Genomic DNA, 17,161 nt, shown 5'->3' with positions numbered 1-17,161 from the left:
CCTCAGGCTGATGGTAGCAACTCGCATGCCATACCGAGAATGGCCAATGCGGTTGTGGTTCATCAAGCTAGCGAAACTGGCGTTGGCACTTGCAGGAGCGGCAATCATGAGCTTGTTTGCAAAGCGACAGATGCGTCGCCATTCTTACCTAGAGCTACTTGGCTTGCGCTTTCACTGTCGCGCTCTGCGCGCACAGGCCGCCAAGAACTAGAAGGGGTATTCACGCGTTTCCGCTCTCGCAATGAGCGGATCCGAATCAACCGATCCAGACTTACAAGGCTAAGAGTATGCACGACGCGTCCTGCGATGACCCGCAGCAATGAGTGCAAAAGATGATTGCGCAATCTTCTCTGCCCGAACGGCCGAGCAAAGTTTTCACCATCAATGCCGTCGAGGAGAGCACTTTGCTGATCTTAAATATGCCGCGCCGAGAGCCATTCGTCGCCAAAGGCCGCCGGCAATCCCAAGTCGGCTCGCCGGGAGGCGCGAGATTGATCCTTGCACCCGCATCGATAGATTCGATTTGCGTGAGTGCCTTCATGCATCGCTGCCGTTCTCGTCCCGCTTCTTCGCCTCGATTGTAATTGGTAATCGCGTGTCGCTCGCCATCTCGGGTAGATCGAGCACCCAGCCGTTAGCCACTTTGATCCAGCCGCCCCAGAGGGTCTCGTATTCCGAGGCTACGATCGGCTCTTCGAGATCTTTTTTTGGCACGTAAATCGACAGACCCGTTTCCGGAGAGCGACGAATCATGATCTTCATTCGATCTATTCTCCGTCTGTAAGGCGCGGGCCGGCGCGCAGGCGCGCGACGATATCTGACATTGCGCACACGACTTCATCGACTTCAGCGAGGGAGGTTTCACGCGAAAGAGAAAAGCGCACGGCGCCATGCATCCGCCAGGTCGGCACCTGCATGGCTCGCAGGACGTGCGATGGCTGCATTGAGCCCGAGCTGCAAGCTGATCCGAGCGACACGGCGATGCCCGCGAGATTAAGATGATGGGCAATGGCTTCGCCTTCGAGATGGTCGAAGACAATATTTGTCGTGTTCGCCAACCGATTGCTGACGTCGCCAAGCACAACGCACCCGCCATTTTGCAAAATCCCTTGCTCAAGGCGGTTGCGCAAAGCGCCGATGCGAATGTTCTCGGGTTCAAGGCGTTCCGCCGCAAGCTCGGCAGCTCTTCCCAGGCCGACGATTCCCGGAACATTCTCGGTCCCCCCGCGACGCCCTCGTTCCTGTGATCCGCCGCAGATGAGCGGCCGGAATTCAGTGCCTTTGCGCAAATATAGCGCGCCGACCCCCTTGGGACCGTGGAGTTTGTGCGCGGATAGCGATAGCATGTCGATCGCGCTGTCCTTCAGGTTCAAGCGCACCTTACCAATGGCCTGGACCGCATCTGTATGAAACAACGCACCCGCCTCATGGGCCAACCCGGCCAAATACTCCACAGGAAATATCGTTCCCGTCTCGTTATTGGCTAGCATAACAGAGGCAATCGCTGTCCGTGGTCCAAGCGCGCAGCGAAATGCCTCGATGTCGAGCCGGCCGCATGCATCTACGGGTACAATGCGCGTCCTGACTTCCTTTGCCGCCAGTTGCTCCGTCAGCGCTAGTATGGCGGAGTGCTCAACCGAAGTGGTGACAACTTCGTCTCTACCTTTGTTAGTCGCAAGCGCCGAGAGAATTGCGGCATTATTGGCTTCAGTCCCTCCCGAGGTGAAGACGATTTCGTGATCGTAGAGGCTGCCTAACAAGCCCCTCAAGTTTCTCCTGGCTCGCCTCAAGGCGACTGCGACCTCGTTGCCGAACGCGTGCGTGGACGAGGCATTGCCGAACTGCTCACTGAAGAAAGGCAACATTGCTTGCACGACGGACGGATCGGTCCGCGTCGTTGCATTGTTATCAAGGTAAATCGGCACTCGATTTTCGCTCAATCCAGCACCTCGTCTGCAGCAGCAACAAGGATTTGGCGGTCCAATACTCCGAGCCCATCTTGCCGCGTCTGACTTCCCCTCAAGCGCACACGCGAGAGCCTTGACGATGTGGCGGCACCGGCCAGCCTCGACATGAACATGCTGCCGTCGTGCCGATCAGCCGATAACTCCGGTCTTACTGATTGAGCGGCATCGCTTCGAGCGAGCGGCCGATGCGAGGCTAGCGCTCCCCCCCAAGCGACAATGCCCTCGGTTGCTCTGGCTAGGCCGGCATCGTTCAATGTATTCCCCCATCCTCTGATTAGGGCTTTTCCATCAGCTGAATGATTTTCCGCAGGAGCAGTTTGTTGTCGCGTTCGGGTTGCAGAAGGTAAAGCCCGGGCTGTCCGGTGCTAGCACGAAATCGATGGTCGTACCGACCAGATACTCTTGACTGTTGTTATCGACGAAGACCTTCAGACCATCGCATTCGATTACGGTCTCGTCGGGCTTTGGCTCTTCGGCCAGGCCCATCTTGTATTTGAAGCCATTACAGCCGCCTGCTTCGATCATGATGCGAAGCCCCCCGGACGAGTGCGGGGATGATGACATCGCGCTCTTGATCGCATTCACTGCACTGTGCGTCAGGTTGATCATGTCTTTGCCCCGTCAGTTTGGACCCAGCAATGAGCAAGTCACGTGCCACCACGCAGCCGCTGACTCATGCCTGCTTTGGCGCCGTTGTTTTTGGAACAGTTGTCCGGTTCCTAACATCTCGTCGAGGGTTTGCCTGCCCTCTTTCTTCCTAGCTCGGCCCCTACACATCCGCCGGCAGGCAAATTGCATCTCATTTGGCACCTGACCAAATGGGTCGATGAAGGCCTTAGATCGAGGACCAAATTAATGACTTCAATCGAAAACACTGCACTCGGTAGACTCAAGAAGGAGGGCCGCTTGCTCAATGCCGTACTCAAAGGCGCGACTAGCAAGCCGGGCCGATTTGGCTTTCGCGGCGACATCGCACTGAAGTTTCAAACTCAGGTGGCGGATGAGAAACGGCCGCCGGACTACTCGATTGAGCAAGTTCTGACCATCGCGCAGGACGGAGAACGCACCATTCCGGTGCTGGCCGGCTACCTACACTCCTTTGCCTATTTAGACGACGTTTCGACCGTTCTTGACGGCGTCTTAAGCTCGACAGGCAGCTATTTTATGTTCTGCAACAACATCGACCTGCTGGCGAAGTACCGAGTCAAGTTTGGCGATGTTAAATTCCACGTCTTACCGTGCGACGAGTCCACAGTTTGGAAGGAGATGATGGACCTGGCAGGGCTGAACAAAGACGACATCAAGAAGCTCGATCCAGGGGGCAAGCTTGATGTCCTCCTCGATGCTGCAAAGGATCTCGATCTCTCTTATGAGGAGATCTCGTATGAGGATGGACTAGGGAGGATGGAAGCTGTGAAGAACCGTAACGAGAACCGCCCGGTCTGAGCACGGTTTCACTCGGTCGTCGATGGATCGCCTTCGACAAGATGCATACCAACACGCAGATATCGCCATCGAGAACCGCCAACGCGATCGGCGTGAGCGCTCGACCTTGACATGGACCTTCGACGCAAACGGCCGGTGCCGAGTTCGCAGGTCGAACCGTGCTTCCCGCACGTCAGCCGGATACCGTATCGATCGAAGAACTGGTTCTGCTCCCAATCCAATCGGACGCTGTTGTGCGGGCATTTATTGACGTAGCCAAGCACCTTTTTGCCCCTCCGCGCCACAACAACGGACCACGGCTGTTGCTTACCGTCATCTTCGGCGACCATAAGGTGAAATCCTAGGGCCTGTCGGTCCGGGATGTCTGCAAAGCCGCAAATGGCATAGATTGGTTTTGGCTGGACTGATCGCACGTTTATTGCAAGACGAGGTCATATCGCCGTGCGGTTGACTTGCAAGAATCGTACAATTGCTGGAGCGTATCGTCCCCGTGGTCATCCAATCCGCAAGGCAGGATTGCTGATCCAACGCTCCGGCGCGCAATTGGGCCAATTTCGCTCGACAATTGGACCTTCTGCCGTTTCCATGAAGGCTGCGCAGCTGCAGCTTGGGGCTCCATGCACTCTAGCGTGAAGCGGGGGCTCGTTATCGCTTCCCGTTAGGGGCCAACGAGTTTAGTTACGCCCCTCGGATCGCGCATCTAGCGTCACGTTGGGGGTGCCGTCGAGAAGAGTTGAAGTGCCCTTCATCCTGCAAAGAGGGGCGCGTTGGGCGTACGCCCCCTCGTTTAAGCGAGACCGCCGGGGCCGGAGGGACAACGGTCAAATGTCTACCACTCCAGCCCGCTGCTGCTATTGCAGCCAATTCACCCGATACGCATCCCTCTAAGAGCGCGCTCTAAGTAGAATGAAGGGTCATCGTCGGACGAATCCGTGTCGTAACCTCTTTGAGGACCGACGTCATGGCCCCCATCCTGCGAAAGATACTTCGTAGGCTTGCCTACTCGCTGCCACTTGTCATTCTCGTTCTTCGTCCACACATCCGGGTGCTGGTGAGGATCAAGCACCCAGTGATTACGACCCACGTGAACGAAGCCCATTTCCGCCAGGCGCGGTTCCATGCCTGGTAAGGCCGGCCGCGACAAGATCAGCGGATGTTCGCCATCCTCTCGCAGTTGATGTTCTAGCAGGATATCGCCAGCGTTTTCGACGAATGGATGAGTCAGCCTAAGGTCCACCACGGATGTGATATCGTTGCGCCCAAACTGTTGTTGAAAATGATCACCCTTGATCCGTGCAGGACCCCCGGCTCGCAGAACTCCCACGATTTCATTGCCCAAATGGTAGCCGTAAAATCGTGCCGGCTTGTCTGGATCGTCATAGGTGTTGGCGTAGCTTCCAGCAACCATTGCTGCGCGCGCAGCCTTTTCGGCCACGAATTCTGAGTACTCTTCTGGGTTCTCGGCGATCTGCCTGATCTCACTGCCCCTGTATCTGCGAACTTCATCATTGAACGTTCTGCGGGCGATGTCTCTAATGGGCGGCTCGGGAACGAGAGAGTATGACGCCGCTGGTTCGGATGACCCACCTCGCTCCGTTCCTGCAACTGTCTGCGCAAACCGGGGGCTGTCTCCCGCTTCTGACGAATCGTCAGTTTGGCTACCGGTTGTGAACTGGCTAGATGAGCCAGCGATTCCGCGATACATGAGACCGCTCTCCTATCGGCAAAAATTGCACGCAATTGAGCTCGTGCCGTGCAAGCCCCGCGACAAGGATAGTATTCCTAGCTGACCACAACCTGTCCGACCCTCCTGCGCGCCCCCTCGCGACTTAGAACACAATCTCGCGTGAGTTAGATATGTACCTGTCGATGAAGGCGGTGATCTGTAGGCGACCTCTGCCTTAGTAAACGGGCCACCGGCCTTTCCGAGCGCCAACACTTAATGGCGATGGCTCGCGTATTCCGTGTTCCAGGGGCACACGGTTCGTGGGTCAACCAGGCACATGCCCGCGAATGCGCGCAACGAAGAACTGTATCGTGCTTTTTTGCAGTGTGCTCCCGATCCCGCTGCTCTATTGCAAGGACCGCCTGAGCAGCGAAATGTCGCCCCGACGCCAGCCGTGCCAAGAACCAACCGAAAGTGTTTCCCGACCACCTTGGCCGGGAATCGACCATCCAGGCTGGACCATTATTGTGCACAATCGGCACCGGCGGCGAGCTTGCCTTCTTCCCGATTCGTGCATCCGCTTTGATCAGACAGCCCATGTGGGGGCTAGCAGCGTTTGAACTCGGCTCAAATAGTATTGCGCGACGCCCAGTTCACGAATACGTGGACTTTTGGAGTGAGTGTTTTGTGAGCAACAGATGTTCTACCGGCATGGATTGCTGTCGCCCAACCGTCGGCTGGGCCACACACTTGCGCATAAACCCGCTCGACCCGGCTATTCGAGTTTGATCGGCACCTTCCTGACGCGCCGCCTCGCGATCAGCCCACCTGATCACAGGCTCAAGCCGCTTCAGCTTCGGCCGAGCTGTGAGTCTGGCAATTGGCCGGGCAAACCCTGGCGCATGCACCGCAACCAACGCAGGCGCCCTGGTCATCCAGGATCATGATCTTCTTTTCAATCTCATCGTCATCGTCATCGAGTTTGACAAGTTCGCCGTCCTCACTGAGTCCTTTCAAGGTCATGACATCTCGGCCGCACACCTTGAAGCAGCGGCCACATCCAATGCACTTCTTTGGATCGATAGAGATCAGGTATTGTGGTATCCAGTCGCGTCCGTCTCGTGTTTGAAACGACATGCGTTGCCCCTTTAATTATTTTCAAGCGCCTTCAAGTCACGACCTTTTCGCTCGAGTTCGGCATAGGCATCGTACGCCTTCTGCGCCACCCTCATAATCGAGATCCAGTTGGTAGGTAATTCTTCCGAAAGGTCATGCAGATCCATCTTGGCTTGTATCGCCTTGACGGACAACTTTTTTAGCTCAGCCTTAAGTGTTTCACGATCACCCATGAGCGACTATCCTCAATAGTTCGCCACGGCTGGAAATTTCCGGATCAGGCCGATTCCCTCGCTGACATATTTATCGCCCTCCTGAGCCAGCTTCGCGCGATTATCGAACCCGAAACGATGAACATCGCGCAGCTGCTTGTTTACGGCGACCAACCGCCCTGCAACGAGCACTATGCGGCCGAACCCTTCAGGATGCAGCTTCAAGATCGGCTGGATCATAATGCCGGTCTCCCGCTCTACTGACAGTGCGACCGCATTAAAGAACAGCTCAAGCCGCCACAGTGTCTTGGGATCGGGATCACCGATAATCGGCAGCGCGCGCCGTTTATCTTTGTTCAGGATATAGGGTTCGAGCAAATCAACATCGCTCTTCCGGCCCCAAGCTCCGTTGGTGTCCTGAGCACGCCAAATTTTGACCAGTTGGGCCAGGAATGGTGCCTCGATCACGTTGCTCTGCTGCTCACCTTTCGTAGTCATATCACCTCACTCGTCGAACTCGAAGGTCCGCCGTTGGTCCTTTGCCAGGACCTTTCGCAGCCACGGAGGCGGCGTGCCCTTCAGTACCCGCTCGAGCCTTTCTAGCAGCACCAGAATGCTTTCTGGTTTACTCACCTTGATAGGATGAATTTTGTTAGCCACCACTCGGGCAGCCGCGGCACCACCGATGGCAGCGACGTAAAGAATTGCGCAATCCTTGACCGCGTCAATCTTTGGTACCAACTTGTCATCGCCACCGTCTTCCTTAAGATCGCCCTGAAACTCTATCGCATTCAAAAATACATGCCCGTCAGGCGAAACATCGTAGATTGCGATATTCTTTGCCCAGCCAAAATGAGCATCGACGTGCCTCAGGTCCTGAGTGGCAAAAGCGACCTTCATGCGATTGACCTTTCCATATCGCCCGTTGAGCGGCTGTACCGAGAACCTTGCGGCACCTCGGGCGTACTTCGCCAGCTGTCCGGCGTAGGCCTTTCGTTCTCGTCACGATGTGCGATCACGAGATTGGCGATCTCGAAGATTAGATTGCGGGTACCGCGGTAGCCCACGGATACTCGGTGGCCCGCGCCAAGTCGATCGAACATCGGAAAACCTGCGCGGTGGAACGGCACTTTCAGCCGCGCCGCCGCTTGCCTTCCATGCGAATGCGCGATCAGCAGGTCGCAATGCCTCGTTTTGGCAAGCCCTTCCAGATCTTCGAGGTCGCCAATGAGAACCTCCTTGGTCTTAATCCGCTCGATCACCTCCGACTGAGTGGTCGTCACGGCGACGGTCACATGCGCACCCATGTCGTGCAGCAAGCCGGACAAATCAAACAGAAGGTCTGGCTCAGCACCGATCGCGAGTTTGCGACCGCCAATATGGAAGTGAGCATCAAGCATAGCATCCGCGAGCTGACTGCGCTGACGTCGGTACTTTAACGGTATTGGCCGGCCACTAATCTCGCTCAAAAACGTCATGAATTCGTCGTTCGGGCCGAGACCACACAGCCGCTCGAACACACGAAAAGGCACGCCGGTCTTAGCCTGCATCAACTCAGCTGGCCGGCGCATCTGCGCGCCGATTGCAATTGTCCACCCGGCGCGCCCCATGCTGGCGATTTCGCCGACGTCAATGCCGCCAATGGTCGTTGACGTAAACTCATCGGGGATGTGCCCGTCGAGCGATCCTGCAAGATCAGGGAGAAAGGAGGGGCACAATCCGAAATCCTCCAGTATGACATGGAGTTCATCAAGGTCGCCGGGGGTCAGGTGACACCCCGGCAGAACATTGACTTTCGATGGATCCTGTAGGGCATGGGCGCTCGGCCCCTCCACCAGCACCTCCACCATACGCGCGACCGCCCTCACCCAGCCATCCTGGAAGGCACCCTTAAAATCAGGCGTCGATACATTTACAAGCGGCAACTTTGCGAGCTGCGGATATTTCGTCCGGATTAGCTTCAGATACGCATCCACATCGTCGCCGTTAGTCTCCGTGACCCCGGTCGAACAGATTCCGATGACCTTCGGCTTGGCGCGGTGGGAGATGTTCAGTATCGCCTGCTCGAGATTCTCGTAGCCGCCGAGGACGGTCGCCACCTCACTCATCGCGGTGGTCTGCAACGGTATTGCCTCCCTGAAATGCCGCACAAAGAGCGTCAATCCAAAGGATGTGCACCCCTGGGAGCCGTGCAGAAGCGGCATCGCCCCACGCAGCCCCAAGAAGGCGTATGCGCCGCCGATGGTCTGACTCATCTTCAGCGGGTTGACGGCACAGGCTTTTGATGGCGTCAGGACCAGTGCCATGGCCATTCCCTACTCTGCCGCCTGTCGCATTTCAGGTTGCTCAGAAGCTAACATACCTTCGATGAGCCTCTGACAGCAGCCACCGACCGCATTGGTATGTTCACGGACCGCTGCGACGCTCCTCAGGCCCTGCGTGTTAATTGCATCCTCAATCGTACCCAGATCGTCGCTGTTACACGCGCAGACCTTCCGCGTGCGGTGCGCCGCCTCGGTGTGCGCCGGATCGCAAGTGATCGTAACCATCGGAGATTGCATCTGGTCTGTGGCCTTCGCCAATGCCTCCCATGGCGCTGGTCTGCGTAGCTCATCCCACATCGGGCTGGAGAGGGACTTATCGATCTCCTCCACCAGCTTGACCATTCCAACGTAGCCCATATAGGCGTGGCGACGCTCCTGGTTAATATCAAGCCAGGGCACTGCCGCCTTCAGCGCAATAAACTGCGATTTGCCGCCCGATAGCATGATATCTGCTTTTGCCTCCTTCAACATCTTGTGCATCTCGCGGGCGCTCATGTCCTCGATCATGTGGGCATCCTGCCCCATCAGCTCCTTGATGCGCTCCTTGTCTTCTCGGGTCGATTTCTTAACACTGGTTCCGACTAACTCCAGTCCGGCCTCCTGCAGTGCCGCAACGACCGACCACGATTTGACTCCGCCCGTCATCAACAAGGCCTTTTTGCCTTCGAGCCGCGGCTTGTACGGTTTTATGGCAGCCCACGCACGCGCTTCCTCGCGCGCAATCACCGCTTCGGTGCGCACGAGCAACTCTGGCGCGGCGCCGCGTCCCACCAACAAGCGGGCGAGCTGGCGTAGCGATGCGCTTGTGTCTTGAATACCGTAGAACGACCCCTCGAAGAATGGGATCCCGTAGCGTTGCTCCATCTTGCGTGCCATGTTGATCATGGACTTTGAACACACCAACATCGCGGCCCGCGCGCGATGAGATGAAGCGACTTCGTGATATTTACCATCGCCGGAGATGCAGGACAGAATCCGCACTCCAAGCTCGTCCAGCAACGGCTTCACTTGCCAGAGCTCGCCCGAAAGGTTGTATTCTCCGATCAAGTTGATGTCGCACGGTGTGGTGTGGTCAGGTTCTCGCGTCCCGATCACATAGTCGAGTAAAGCCTCGCTCGCGAGCTTGTTCCCGAGGTTCTTTGATCCAACGAAGCCCGGAGAATTGATCGGGACGACGGGCTTAGAAAATCTTTGAGATGCTGCCTTGCAAACTGCGTTGATATCGTCGCCGATCATCGCCGGGATGCAGGTTTGATAGACAAAGATTGCAGGCGGATCCCACTTGTCGACGATCTCCTTGATTGCTTTGCAGAGCCGCTTCTCGCCTCCGAATACAATATCGGTTTCGGTCAAATCGGTTGTGAATGCGGTGCGCCATAAATTCGAACCTGATGAGGCCGCGCCGCGGTTGTCCCAGGAATTACCCTCACAGGCGATCGGACCATGCACTAAGTGAGCGACATCGGTAAACGGCTGCAGCGCAATCTTCGCGCCATCGAAGGCGCAGCCGCCGGCAGCGCTACCCGGCTGCAGCTGTTTGGTACAGCCGTTCCTACGCTCAGCCTCCGGCTTTCTGCCATTCTTGTCGCAGCCCGGCTCATCAAAGATATTCTGGACCGTGGCCGCTAGTGAACTCATCCTGTGTCCTCTCAGGGCAAACAATGGAAAAAGCGAACCCTCGTATGAACGTGCCACCGCTCTTGAGCGATAGCACGGTCAATCGCTTTACCGAATGATGTCGAAACTGTAGTCGGTCTTGCCAAGAACGCTGGTTTTCTTGTCGATCTCGTCGAAGATCTTGTCCAAGATCTTCACCAGCACATTCAGGCCGCCTTGGTAGCCCCACAGTGGGACGCGGTGATGGTGATGTCGATCAAAAATCGGAAAACCAATGCGAATGAGCGGTGTTCCAGTGTCGCGTTCGAGATACTTCCCGTAGGTGTTTCCAATGAGAAGATCGACTGGCTCGGTAAACAAGAGTGAGCGCATATGCCAGAGGTCTCGGCCCGGATAAGCTTGGCAATCCTTCCCAAATGGCGAGTTTGCAAACAGAGCCTGCATTTTCTCCTGCCACGCCTTGTTTCCGTTCGTGCACAGTACATGGGTCGGTTCGGCGCCGAGTTCGAGCAGAAACGCAGCCAATCCGTAGCAAAGATCCGGATCGCCATAGATCGCGAACTTCTTGCCATGAACGTGAGCGGTGGAATCGGCGATGGCATCAACCAGCCGACCACGTTCTCGCGCGAGCTGCTCGGGAATTTCCTTGCCGCTGATTCGTGACAGCGCGACGATAAAGTCATCCGTTGCGGACAAGCCCACCGGGTAATTAAAGGAAAAGACGTCCTGACCATGCTCCGCTACGAAGGTCAGGGTCTTTTCCGTGGACCATTGCTGCATGGAGATCGTCGCCTTGGCGTGAATCGCGTTCGCGGCATCCTCTAGCGTCGTGCCGCCGTCATACATCCGGAATTCGCCGTCTGTAGGAGTATCGAACACTTCAGAGTTGTCGGCTAAAATCGTGTGCTGGATGCCCATCAATTCCAAGATGCGCTTGATCTCGCGAAGATTCCCGACAGTATAGCCATCGAACCCACCGATGATATTGATCGCGCCATTTGGTTTGCGCTTCAGTTTTGGCGCTGTTCCGGCCTTGCCGTCCCAAAAATGTTCAAGAATTCCCTTGAGCGCATTGTCATAGCCGGTGACATGGCTGCCAACAAACGCCGGCGTATGGGCGAACGGCACGTCGAAGTCCGCCGGAACCGAGCCCTTTTCCTTCGATGTCTTGATGAAGGCGTTAAGGTCATCGCCGATAACCTCGGCCATGCAGGTTGTGGAAACCGCAATCATCTTGGGCTTGTACATGTTGTAGCTGTTCGCAAGCCCATCGGTCATGTTGTTCAGACCGCCGAATACGGCGGCGTCTTCCGTCATTGATGAAGAGACACAGGAGCTCGGCTCCTTGAAGTGCCGCGACAAATGACTGCGGTAATAGGCCACACAGCCTTGCGAGCCGTGGACGAAGGGCAACGTGCGCTCAAAGCCGACAGAGGCGAAAACTGCGCCAAGCGGCTGGCACGCCTTGGCCGGATTAACCGTCAGCGCCTCCCGCGCGAAGTTCTTCTCGCGATATTCGGCCGTTTTTGTCCATTCCTTGACACGTTCGACCTCGGCAGGATCGCGAGGATTCTCGAATATTTTCTTCTTCTCCAGCATTTGCTGGTATTCTGGACCGCGGAACAGTTCGAAATGATCGAGTACGTGTTCGGCACTCTGCGCCATTGGTGAAATCCTTCACTATCGGGATTGATATCGCCCGGGTCTTCCCACAGGGGCGATATGAGTGGCTTTATTCTGCAGCCTGGAGCTTCGCGATGGGCGCTTCTTTCCAGGGAGCCTTGGTTTTTTTCCAAATCGGCGAGTTGACGGCCATGTCCATGTCGCGCGCAAAGATCGCAAATCCGTCATAGCCGTGATATGGCCCCGAATAGTCCCATGAATGCATCTGCCGGAACGGCACACCCATCTTTTGAAAGACGTATTTTTCCTTGATGCCCGATCCGACGAGATCAGGCTGGAGTTTTTCGACGAAGCGCTCGAATTCGTAACCATTGACATCGTCGTAAATGAGCGTGCTGTCCTTCACGTAGTGCTGAGCTGTGCGCTGATAGTCGTCGTTGTGACCGAACTCATATCCGGTGCCAATGACGTCCATGCCGAGGTCCTCGTATGCGCCAATCACGTGACGTGGACGGAGCCCACCGACGTACAGCATCACCGACTTGCCCTCGAGGCGTGGGCGATATTTTGCGATCACGGCGTCCACCAGCGGCTGATACTTCTCGATCACTCGCTCGGCGCCCTCTTTGATCTTGTCGTCGAAATAACCGGCAATCCTGCGCAGCGACTCCGCGATTTTTGAAGGTCCGAAGAAGTTGTACTCGCACCAAGGAATACCGAACTTTTCTTCCATGTGGCGTGAGATGTAATTCATCGAGCGATAGCAATGCAGGATGTTGAGTTTTGCTTTCGGGGTTGCTTCGAGCTCTGCCAGTGAACCGTCGCCGGACCACTGCGCGATTACCCGCAGGCCCATTTCCTCCAGCAGGATCCGCGACGACCAGGCGTCGCCACCGATGTTGTAGTCTCCGATGATCGCAACGTCGTAGGATGTCGGCTCGAACTTTGGCTTGCCGTCGACATCGAGATTGTCAAAAATCCAATCGCGCACTGCATCGTTTGCAATGTGATGGCCTAGTGACTGCGACACGCCCCGGAAGCCCTCACAACGGACCGGAACGATGGTCTTGCCACCATATTCCTTGGATTTCGCTCTTGACACGGCCTCGATATCGTCACCGATCAAGCCGACCGGGCATTCCGATTGGATCGTGATGCCATTGTTGAGTGGAAACAGCTCCTGGATTTCATCGAGGACTTTGACAAGCTTTTTGTCGCCGCCAAATACAATATCCTTTTCCTGGAAGTCGGAGGTGAATTGCAGCGTCACGAAGCTATCGATACCGGTAGTGCCAACGTAATAGTTTCGCCGCGAGCCCCACGAATACTGGCCGCAGCCGACCGGGCCATGACTTATATGGACCATGTCCTTGATTGGTCCCCAGACCACCCCCTTTGATCCTGCATAGGCGCACCCTCTAATCGTCATCACGCCAGGTATGGATTTAATATTGGACTTTACACCGCAATCGGCCTTGCCGGCCTGGTGAACGTTGAGGTGCTTGGCACGCCGTTTCGCGGTTTTCTCCGGATAGACCTTCAGCACATCCTCGATCAGCTCTTTGTTGCGAGCCCTAATTTCTGCGGTGCCCTGGGTCGTGGCGAGACTCATCTGATGTCCTTTGAAGGTTAGCTGTTGTGAGAGCGGCTTTGTGCCCCAAGACTTAGCAACCAGCATGCCAGCGCGTCGTGAGCACGAAAAGCACAACGATCAACATTGCTTAGCGCACTAAGTCCAATGGCGGGCGTGTTGTTGCGAATCCGACATCCCGCTTTCTCAGAGAACTCTCGCTTTGCCCCTGTTCGAAATGGTACAAGGCTGGTCGTGGCGCGACTCTTCGTGCCGATTCCGGAGCTTGCCAGTGGTAGCAGCCCAATGCGAAGGCGGAGGTTGCCTGCAATGCCCGCTGACCGATGCAGGCTTGCCAATCCTCTAGCTTACTGGTCTCCGACCTGCAGCCAGTATTCAGGTCGCTCGGTGACAAACTCGCGAGATTGGTTGCTCGCGATACTTCAATCGCTTAGACTGCAGGTCACGTCGTCAGCGATGATTGCGAGCTCGGCTCGTTCTCGGCCTCGGCGCAATCGGATCACAGCATCCGCTCGCAGAGCGGTGCGGCGCCAACCCTCGACGTAGAAGACGGAGGAAGCTTGTCGCCGACGATCAGCGTGCGCTTGAACGGACCCTGTTTCGCTCGTGGATACGGAAAAACGTCGACAGCTCCATCGGGCAGCGCACGTACGGTCGCCGTAACCCAGCAAGCCATCGGACAACACTGGCGAGTTCAGCGCCGCGCACAAATTGCCATGGGCCGGAACCACCAATCAGAGACGTTTCTAGACCAATTCGGAATGCTCGCGGATGGCCTCCGAGACCGGCCTAAGAGTCACGGCGGCCTTCTTCAGCTCCGCCTTGAAGGTGGTCGCAACCCATACCGAATCGAAGAGCGCATCGTCCGCGATCTCTCAGCGCACGGAATTTTCTTCGTCAAGCTTCGGCTCGACGCCCTTCGAAGCATCGCGATTTCCCGCAATGAGATGCCGAGCTTCTCATACGTCTCCAGGACTTCGTCGAGCGAGGTGACCGTTTTCTTTCGCTTCGGCTTCGGCGCCCCCCAGGAATACAGATCCTGAAAGTCGAATCTGGGACAATCGACGCTGCCCCATGTCGGCTCCTTCATGGTCAGCTCGCGGCGATACGCCTCAAGCCGCGACTGGAGCATCGAGCCGGGTTCATTCTTCTTCTGCGCGATGAACTCGGCGGTCTCTTCCGACAGCGCGTTGGGTGCCTGCGCGATCAGGGTCTCAAACCCACAACCATACTTCTTGACTTCGACGGGCTTGATAGCCTCGCCCGTCTCTCGAACGGTTACCATTGCCCGCTCCACTTGCGCAAGAGCAGCTTCCGACCGCGAGCATTGCGCTGGAAGCGCTCCGAGCGACTCGAATCAACCATTTCGAATATGGGAGCAGCGAATGAGGATGCAGGAGACCAACCGTAAAGCCTGCGGCTTATCGAGAGCGTCTTCGTCATCTGTCATGCAGGAGATCCCCCAACCGCTAGCCCCCCTGTGCTGGCACGCATGTATCCGGCACAGGGCAAACGACGGCGCATTGTGGCGCGTCAAACTGACCCTCGCATTGAGTACACTTGGACGGATTGATCACATATATGTCGTTCTTTAGGCTGATCGCGGCATTTGGACACTCGAACTCACACGCGCCACAGACGGTGCACTGGGACGCGATTATCTTGTAGGCCATTACTGCGATTCCATAAGCAAAGTTGCGCGACAGTTTCCTGCTAACAAGTCTTGTGCCAAACAGCCTCGGCTTGAATTGTCTGACCAATTTCCATGCCGCATGTCGCCGCTCGAAGCCGTGTCGCAAACCCTACAACGAGACATGACAGCTTGATCTTATCGCTGGGGTTCGCGCTAGGACATTCCCGAAGCGCACGTCGCGCGGTTACAAACGAAGCATCGCGCGACATAACCAGGTTCTGCGCGGACGACCCCGAGCGCATTGTGTTGGTTCCACTCAGCGGGACAGACGCGGCTTAGGCGACAGCATCACGACGAACCACCGGTCGTCATTGCAGGTCGGGCCCACGTCTCCTCGGCTGATCCGAATGGCCGCAGCGATTGCCTGGTAAAGTCGCAGCGTTCTTACGCATCCCCGCACCTATGGATGCATTCTCAGTTCCTCTGCACCGCGGGGACACTGACATCCAACAGCGCTCCAAGGAGCGGAACAGGGTCTTTCCCATCCGGTCGCCTATTTAAGGATTGAAGGCAGGCGCTCGTCTGGCAATCCCCGGCTTCTCTCCGCAATCTAGATAGGCGGAGTCGATCCGACTGATAGCCAAAAAAAAGCCACCCCGAAGGGTGGCCTTAAGTCAGGGAGGAAACGCCCCCATGAGGGCCTCTGAGATCAGGCCGCAGCCTGTTCGATCGGTGAGAAGGGCAGCCCAAGACTCTCGGCCACCGCTTTGTAGGTTAGCCGCCCCCGATGAACGTTGAGGCCGGCGCGCAGATGTGGATTCTCGAGTACGGCTGAAAAGCCCTTGTTGGCCAGAGCCAAACCAAACGGTAGGGTAGCGTTATTCAGGGCTTGGCTCGACGTCAGCGGCACGGCTCCGGGCATATTGGCCACACAATAGTGAATGACGTCATCTACTTCGTAAGTCGGATCAGCGTGAGTGGTCGGGTGCGATGTCTCAAAGCAACCGCCCTGGTCGATAGCAACGTCCACGAGCACCGCCCTCTTGCGCATCGAGCGCAGCATGCTCCGGCTGACCAGCTTCGGCGCGCTCGCACCTGGAACGAGCACCGCACCTATCACCACATCCGCCGCAAATACCTCTTCCTCAACGGACTCGATGGTCGAAAACCTGGTGCGGACGCGTCCCTCAAATAGCTGGTCCAGTTCGCGTAGCCGAACTATCGAGCGATCGATGATGGTCACTTCTGCGCCCAGACCGACCGCCATGCGTGCCGCGTGCGTGCCAACGACGCCACCTCCGATCACCACGATTCGGGCAGGCTGGACACCGGGTACCCCGCCGATCAGGAGCCCTCGACCACCGGTACTGCGCTTCAACGCGCTACCGGCCGCTTCGATCGCAAGCCTGCCCGCGACCTCGCTCATCGGCGCCAGCAGCGGAAGACCATTCTGCGCATCAGTTACGGTCTCGTAGGCAATTGCGGTGCATCCAGATTTCAAGAGACCCTTTGCCTGATCAGGGTCAGGAGCCAGATGCAGATAAGTGAACAGAATGTGATCTTCACGAAGCTGAGACCACTCCGACGGCTGAGGCTCCTTGACTTTTACGATCATCTCGCTCGACGCGAATAGCTCAGCTGCAGAGGTTAGAATAGTTGCGCCAGCCTTGCGATAATCTTCATCGGTTGCGCCAATGCCAGCGCCCGCATCGGTTTCGATCATCACCCGGTGGCCTGCTGCCACGTACTCGCGGGCAGCCCCAGGAGTAAGGCCCACGCGATATTCGTGCGTCTTGATTTCCTTCGGGACTCCGACTTTCATTTGAAAACTCCCTGCCTGACGCGCTCTTCTTATCGGAAGAGCGAAGCAATATCGCGACGCTGCCGACCAAAATGGCGCAGGAATTCAGCGATATTTGACAGGCTTCGCAGGATTTCAGACCCGGGAGGCTGAACGGATCGTACG

17 protein-coding genes are annotated in these 17,161 nt (G+C 56.6%); 1 reads left to right on the top strand and 16 read right to left on the bottom strand.

Annotated elements, in window-relative coordinates:
* Positions 1–537: 537 nt before the first annotated feature.
* The 3 genes from nifT to GGD61_RS34980 all read right to left on the bottom strand — a co-directional run bounded on the left by nifT (position 538) and on the right by GGD61_RS34980 (position 2,576).
* Positions 538–762 (bottom strand): putative nitrogen fixation protein NifT, encoded by a 225-nt coding sequence (gene nifT / locus GGD61_RS34990; protein WP_183232013.1) that lies wholly within the window; start codon positions 760–762, stop codon positions 538–540.
* Positions 763–767: 5 nt separating this feature from the next.
* Positions 768–1,940 (bottom strand): aminotransferase class V-fold PLP-dependent enzyme, encoded by a 1,173-nt coding sequence (locus GGD61_RS34985; RefSeq protein WP_183232012.1) that lies wholly within the window; start codon positions 1,938–1,940, stop codon positions 768–770.
* 315 nt (positions 1,941–2,255) lie between these two features.
* The gene (locus tag GGD61_RS34980) at positions 2,256–2,576 is read right to left on the bottom strand and encodes an iron-sulfur cluster assembly accessory protein (protein ID WP_183232011.1); all 321 of its coding nucleotides are present in this window, start codon (positions 2,574–2,576) and stop codon (positions 2,256–2,258) included.
* A gap of 246 nt (positions 2,577–2,822) precedes the next feature.
* On the opposite strand from GGD61_RS34980, the gene GGD61_RS34975 reads away from it, so the two are divergent.
* Positions 2,823–3,413, top strand: coding sequence for a hypothetical protein (locus GGD61_RS34975; RefSeq protein ID WP_183232010.1), 591 nt, complete (start codon positions 2,823–2,825; stop codon positions 3,411–3,413).
* Positions 3,414–3,421: 8 nt separating this feature from the next.
* Here GGD61_RS34975 and GGD61_RS34970 read toward each other — a convergent pair whose 3' ends face one another.
* The 13 genes from GGD61_RS34970 to ald all read right to left on the bottom strand — a co-directional run bounded on the left by GGD61_RS34970 (position 3,422) and on the right by ald (position 17,017).
* Positions 3,422–3,742 carry a Rieske 2Fe-2S domain-containing protein gene (locus GGD61_RS34970; RefSeq protein ID WP_409362481.1) on the bottom strand — a complete coding sequence of 107 codons (321 nt, stop codon included), beginning with the start codon at positions 3,740–3,742 and terminating at the stop codon, positions 3,422–3,424.
* Positions 3,743–4,278: 536 nt separating this feature from the next.
* Positions 4,279–5,118 carry a host specificity protein gene (locus GGD61_RS34965; protein ID WP_210311304.1) on the bottom strand — a complete coding sequence of 280 codons (840 nt, stop codon included), beginning with the start codon at positions 5,116–5,118 and terminating at the stop codon, positions 4,279–4,281.
* Between the two features lie 801 nt (positions 5,119–5,919).
* The gene (gene fdxB, locus GGD61_RS34960) at positions 5,920–6,216 is read right to left on the bottom strand and encodes a ferredoxin III, nif-specific (RefSeq protein ID WP_183232009.1); all 297 of its coding nucleotides are present in this window, start codon (positions 6,214–6,216) and stop codon (positions 5,920–5,922) included.
* Between the two features lie 11 nt (positions 6,217–6,227).
* Entirely contained in the window at positions 6,228–6,428 is a 201-nt protein-coding gene (locus tag GGD61_RS34955) for a CCE_0567 family metalloprotein (protein WP_183232008.1), read from the bottom strand.
* Positions 6,429–6,440: 12 nt separating this feature from the next.
* Entirely contained in the window at positions 6,441–6,905 is a 465-nt protein-coding gene (locus tag GGD61_RS34950; protein ID WP_183232007.1) for a NifX-associated nitrogen fixation protein, read from the bottom strand.
* Positions 6,906–6,911: 6 nt separating this feature from the next.
* Positions 6,912–7,307, bottom strand: coding sequence for a nitrogen fixation protein NifX (gene nifX / locus GGD61_RS34945; protein ID WP_183232006.1), 396 nt, complete (start codon positions 7,305–7,307; stop codon positions 6,912–6,914).
* The gene (gene nifN / locus GGD61_RS34940; protein WP_183232047.1) at positions 7,304–8,713 is read right to left on the bottom strand and encodes a nitrogenase iron-molybdenum cofactor biosynthesis protein NifN; all 1,410 of its coding nucleotides are present in this window, start codon (positions 8,711–8,713) and stop codon (positions 7,304–7,306) included. The genes nifX and nifN overlap by 4 nt, the downstream gene beginning before the upstream one ends.
* Before the next feature lie 9 nt (positions 8,714–8,722).
* Positions 8,723–10,369: a nitrogenase iron-molybdenum cofactor biosynthesis protein NifE gene (gene nifE / locus GGD61_RS34935; RefSeq protein WP_183232005.1), complete on the bottom strand. Its 1,647-nt coding sequence runs from the start codon at positions 10,367–10,369 to the stop codon at positions 8,723–8,725.
* Between the two features lie 87 nt (positions 10,370–10,456).
* Positions 10,457–12,013 carry a nitrogenase molybdenum-iron protein subunit beta gene (gene nifK, locus GGD61_RS34930; protein ID WP_183232004.1) on the bottom strand — a complete coding sequence of 519 codons (1,557 nt, stop codon included), beginning with the start codon at positions 12,011–12,013 and terminating at the stop codon, positions 10,457–10,459.
* Between the two features lie 67 nt (positions 12,014–12,080).
* The gene (nifD, locus tag GGD61_RS34925; RefSeq protein WP_183232003.1) at positions 12,081–13,583 is read right to left on the bottom strand and encodes a nitrogenase molybdenum-iron protein alpha chain; all 1,503 of its coding nucleotides are present in this window, start codon (positions 13,581–13,583) and stop codon (positions 12,081–12,083) included.
* A 790-nt stretch (positions 13,584–14,373) separates the two neighbouring features.
* On the bottom strand, positions 14,374–14,859 hold the full coding sequence (locus GGD61_RS34920; protein ID WP_183232002.1) for a hypothetical protein: 486 nt from the start codon (positions 14,857–14,859) through the stop codon (positions 14,374–14,376).
* A 172-nt stretch (positions 14,860–15,031) separates the two neighbouring features.
* On the bottom strand, positions 15,032–15,235 hold the full coding sequence (locus GGD61_RS34915) for a 4Fe-4S binding protein (protein WP_183232001.1): 204 nt from the start codon (positions 15,233–15,235) through the stop codon (positions 15,032–15,034).
* Between the two features lie 669 nt (positions 15,236–15,904).
* Positions 15,905–17,017 carry an alanine dehydrogenase gene (gene ald, locus GGD61_RS34910; RefSeq protein ID WP_183232000.1) on the bottom strand — a complete coding sequence of 371 codons (1,113 nt, stop codon included), beginning with the start codon at positions 17,015–17,017 and terminating at the stop codon, positions 15,905–15,907.
* Positions 17,018–17,161: the final 144 nt, after the last annotated feature.

This window comes from Bradyrhizobium sp. SBR1B (assembly GCF_014198205.1).
Classification (GTDB): domain Bacteria; phylum Pseudomonadota; class Alphaproteobacteria; order Rhizobiales; family Xanthobacteraceae; genus Bradyrhizobium.
Note: the sequence above shows the minus strand (reverse complement) of the source record. Positions and strands in the feature narration are given on the sequence as shown.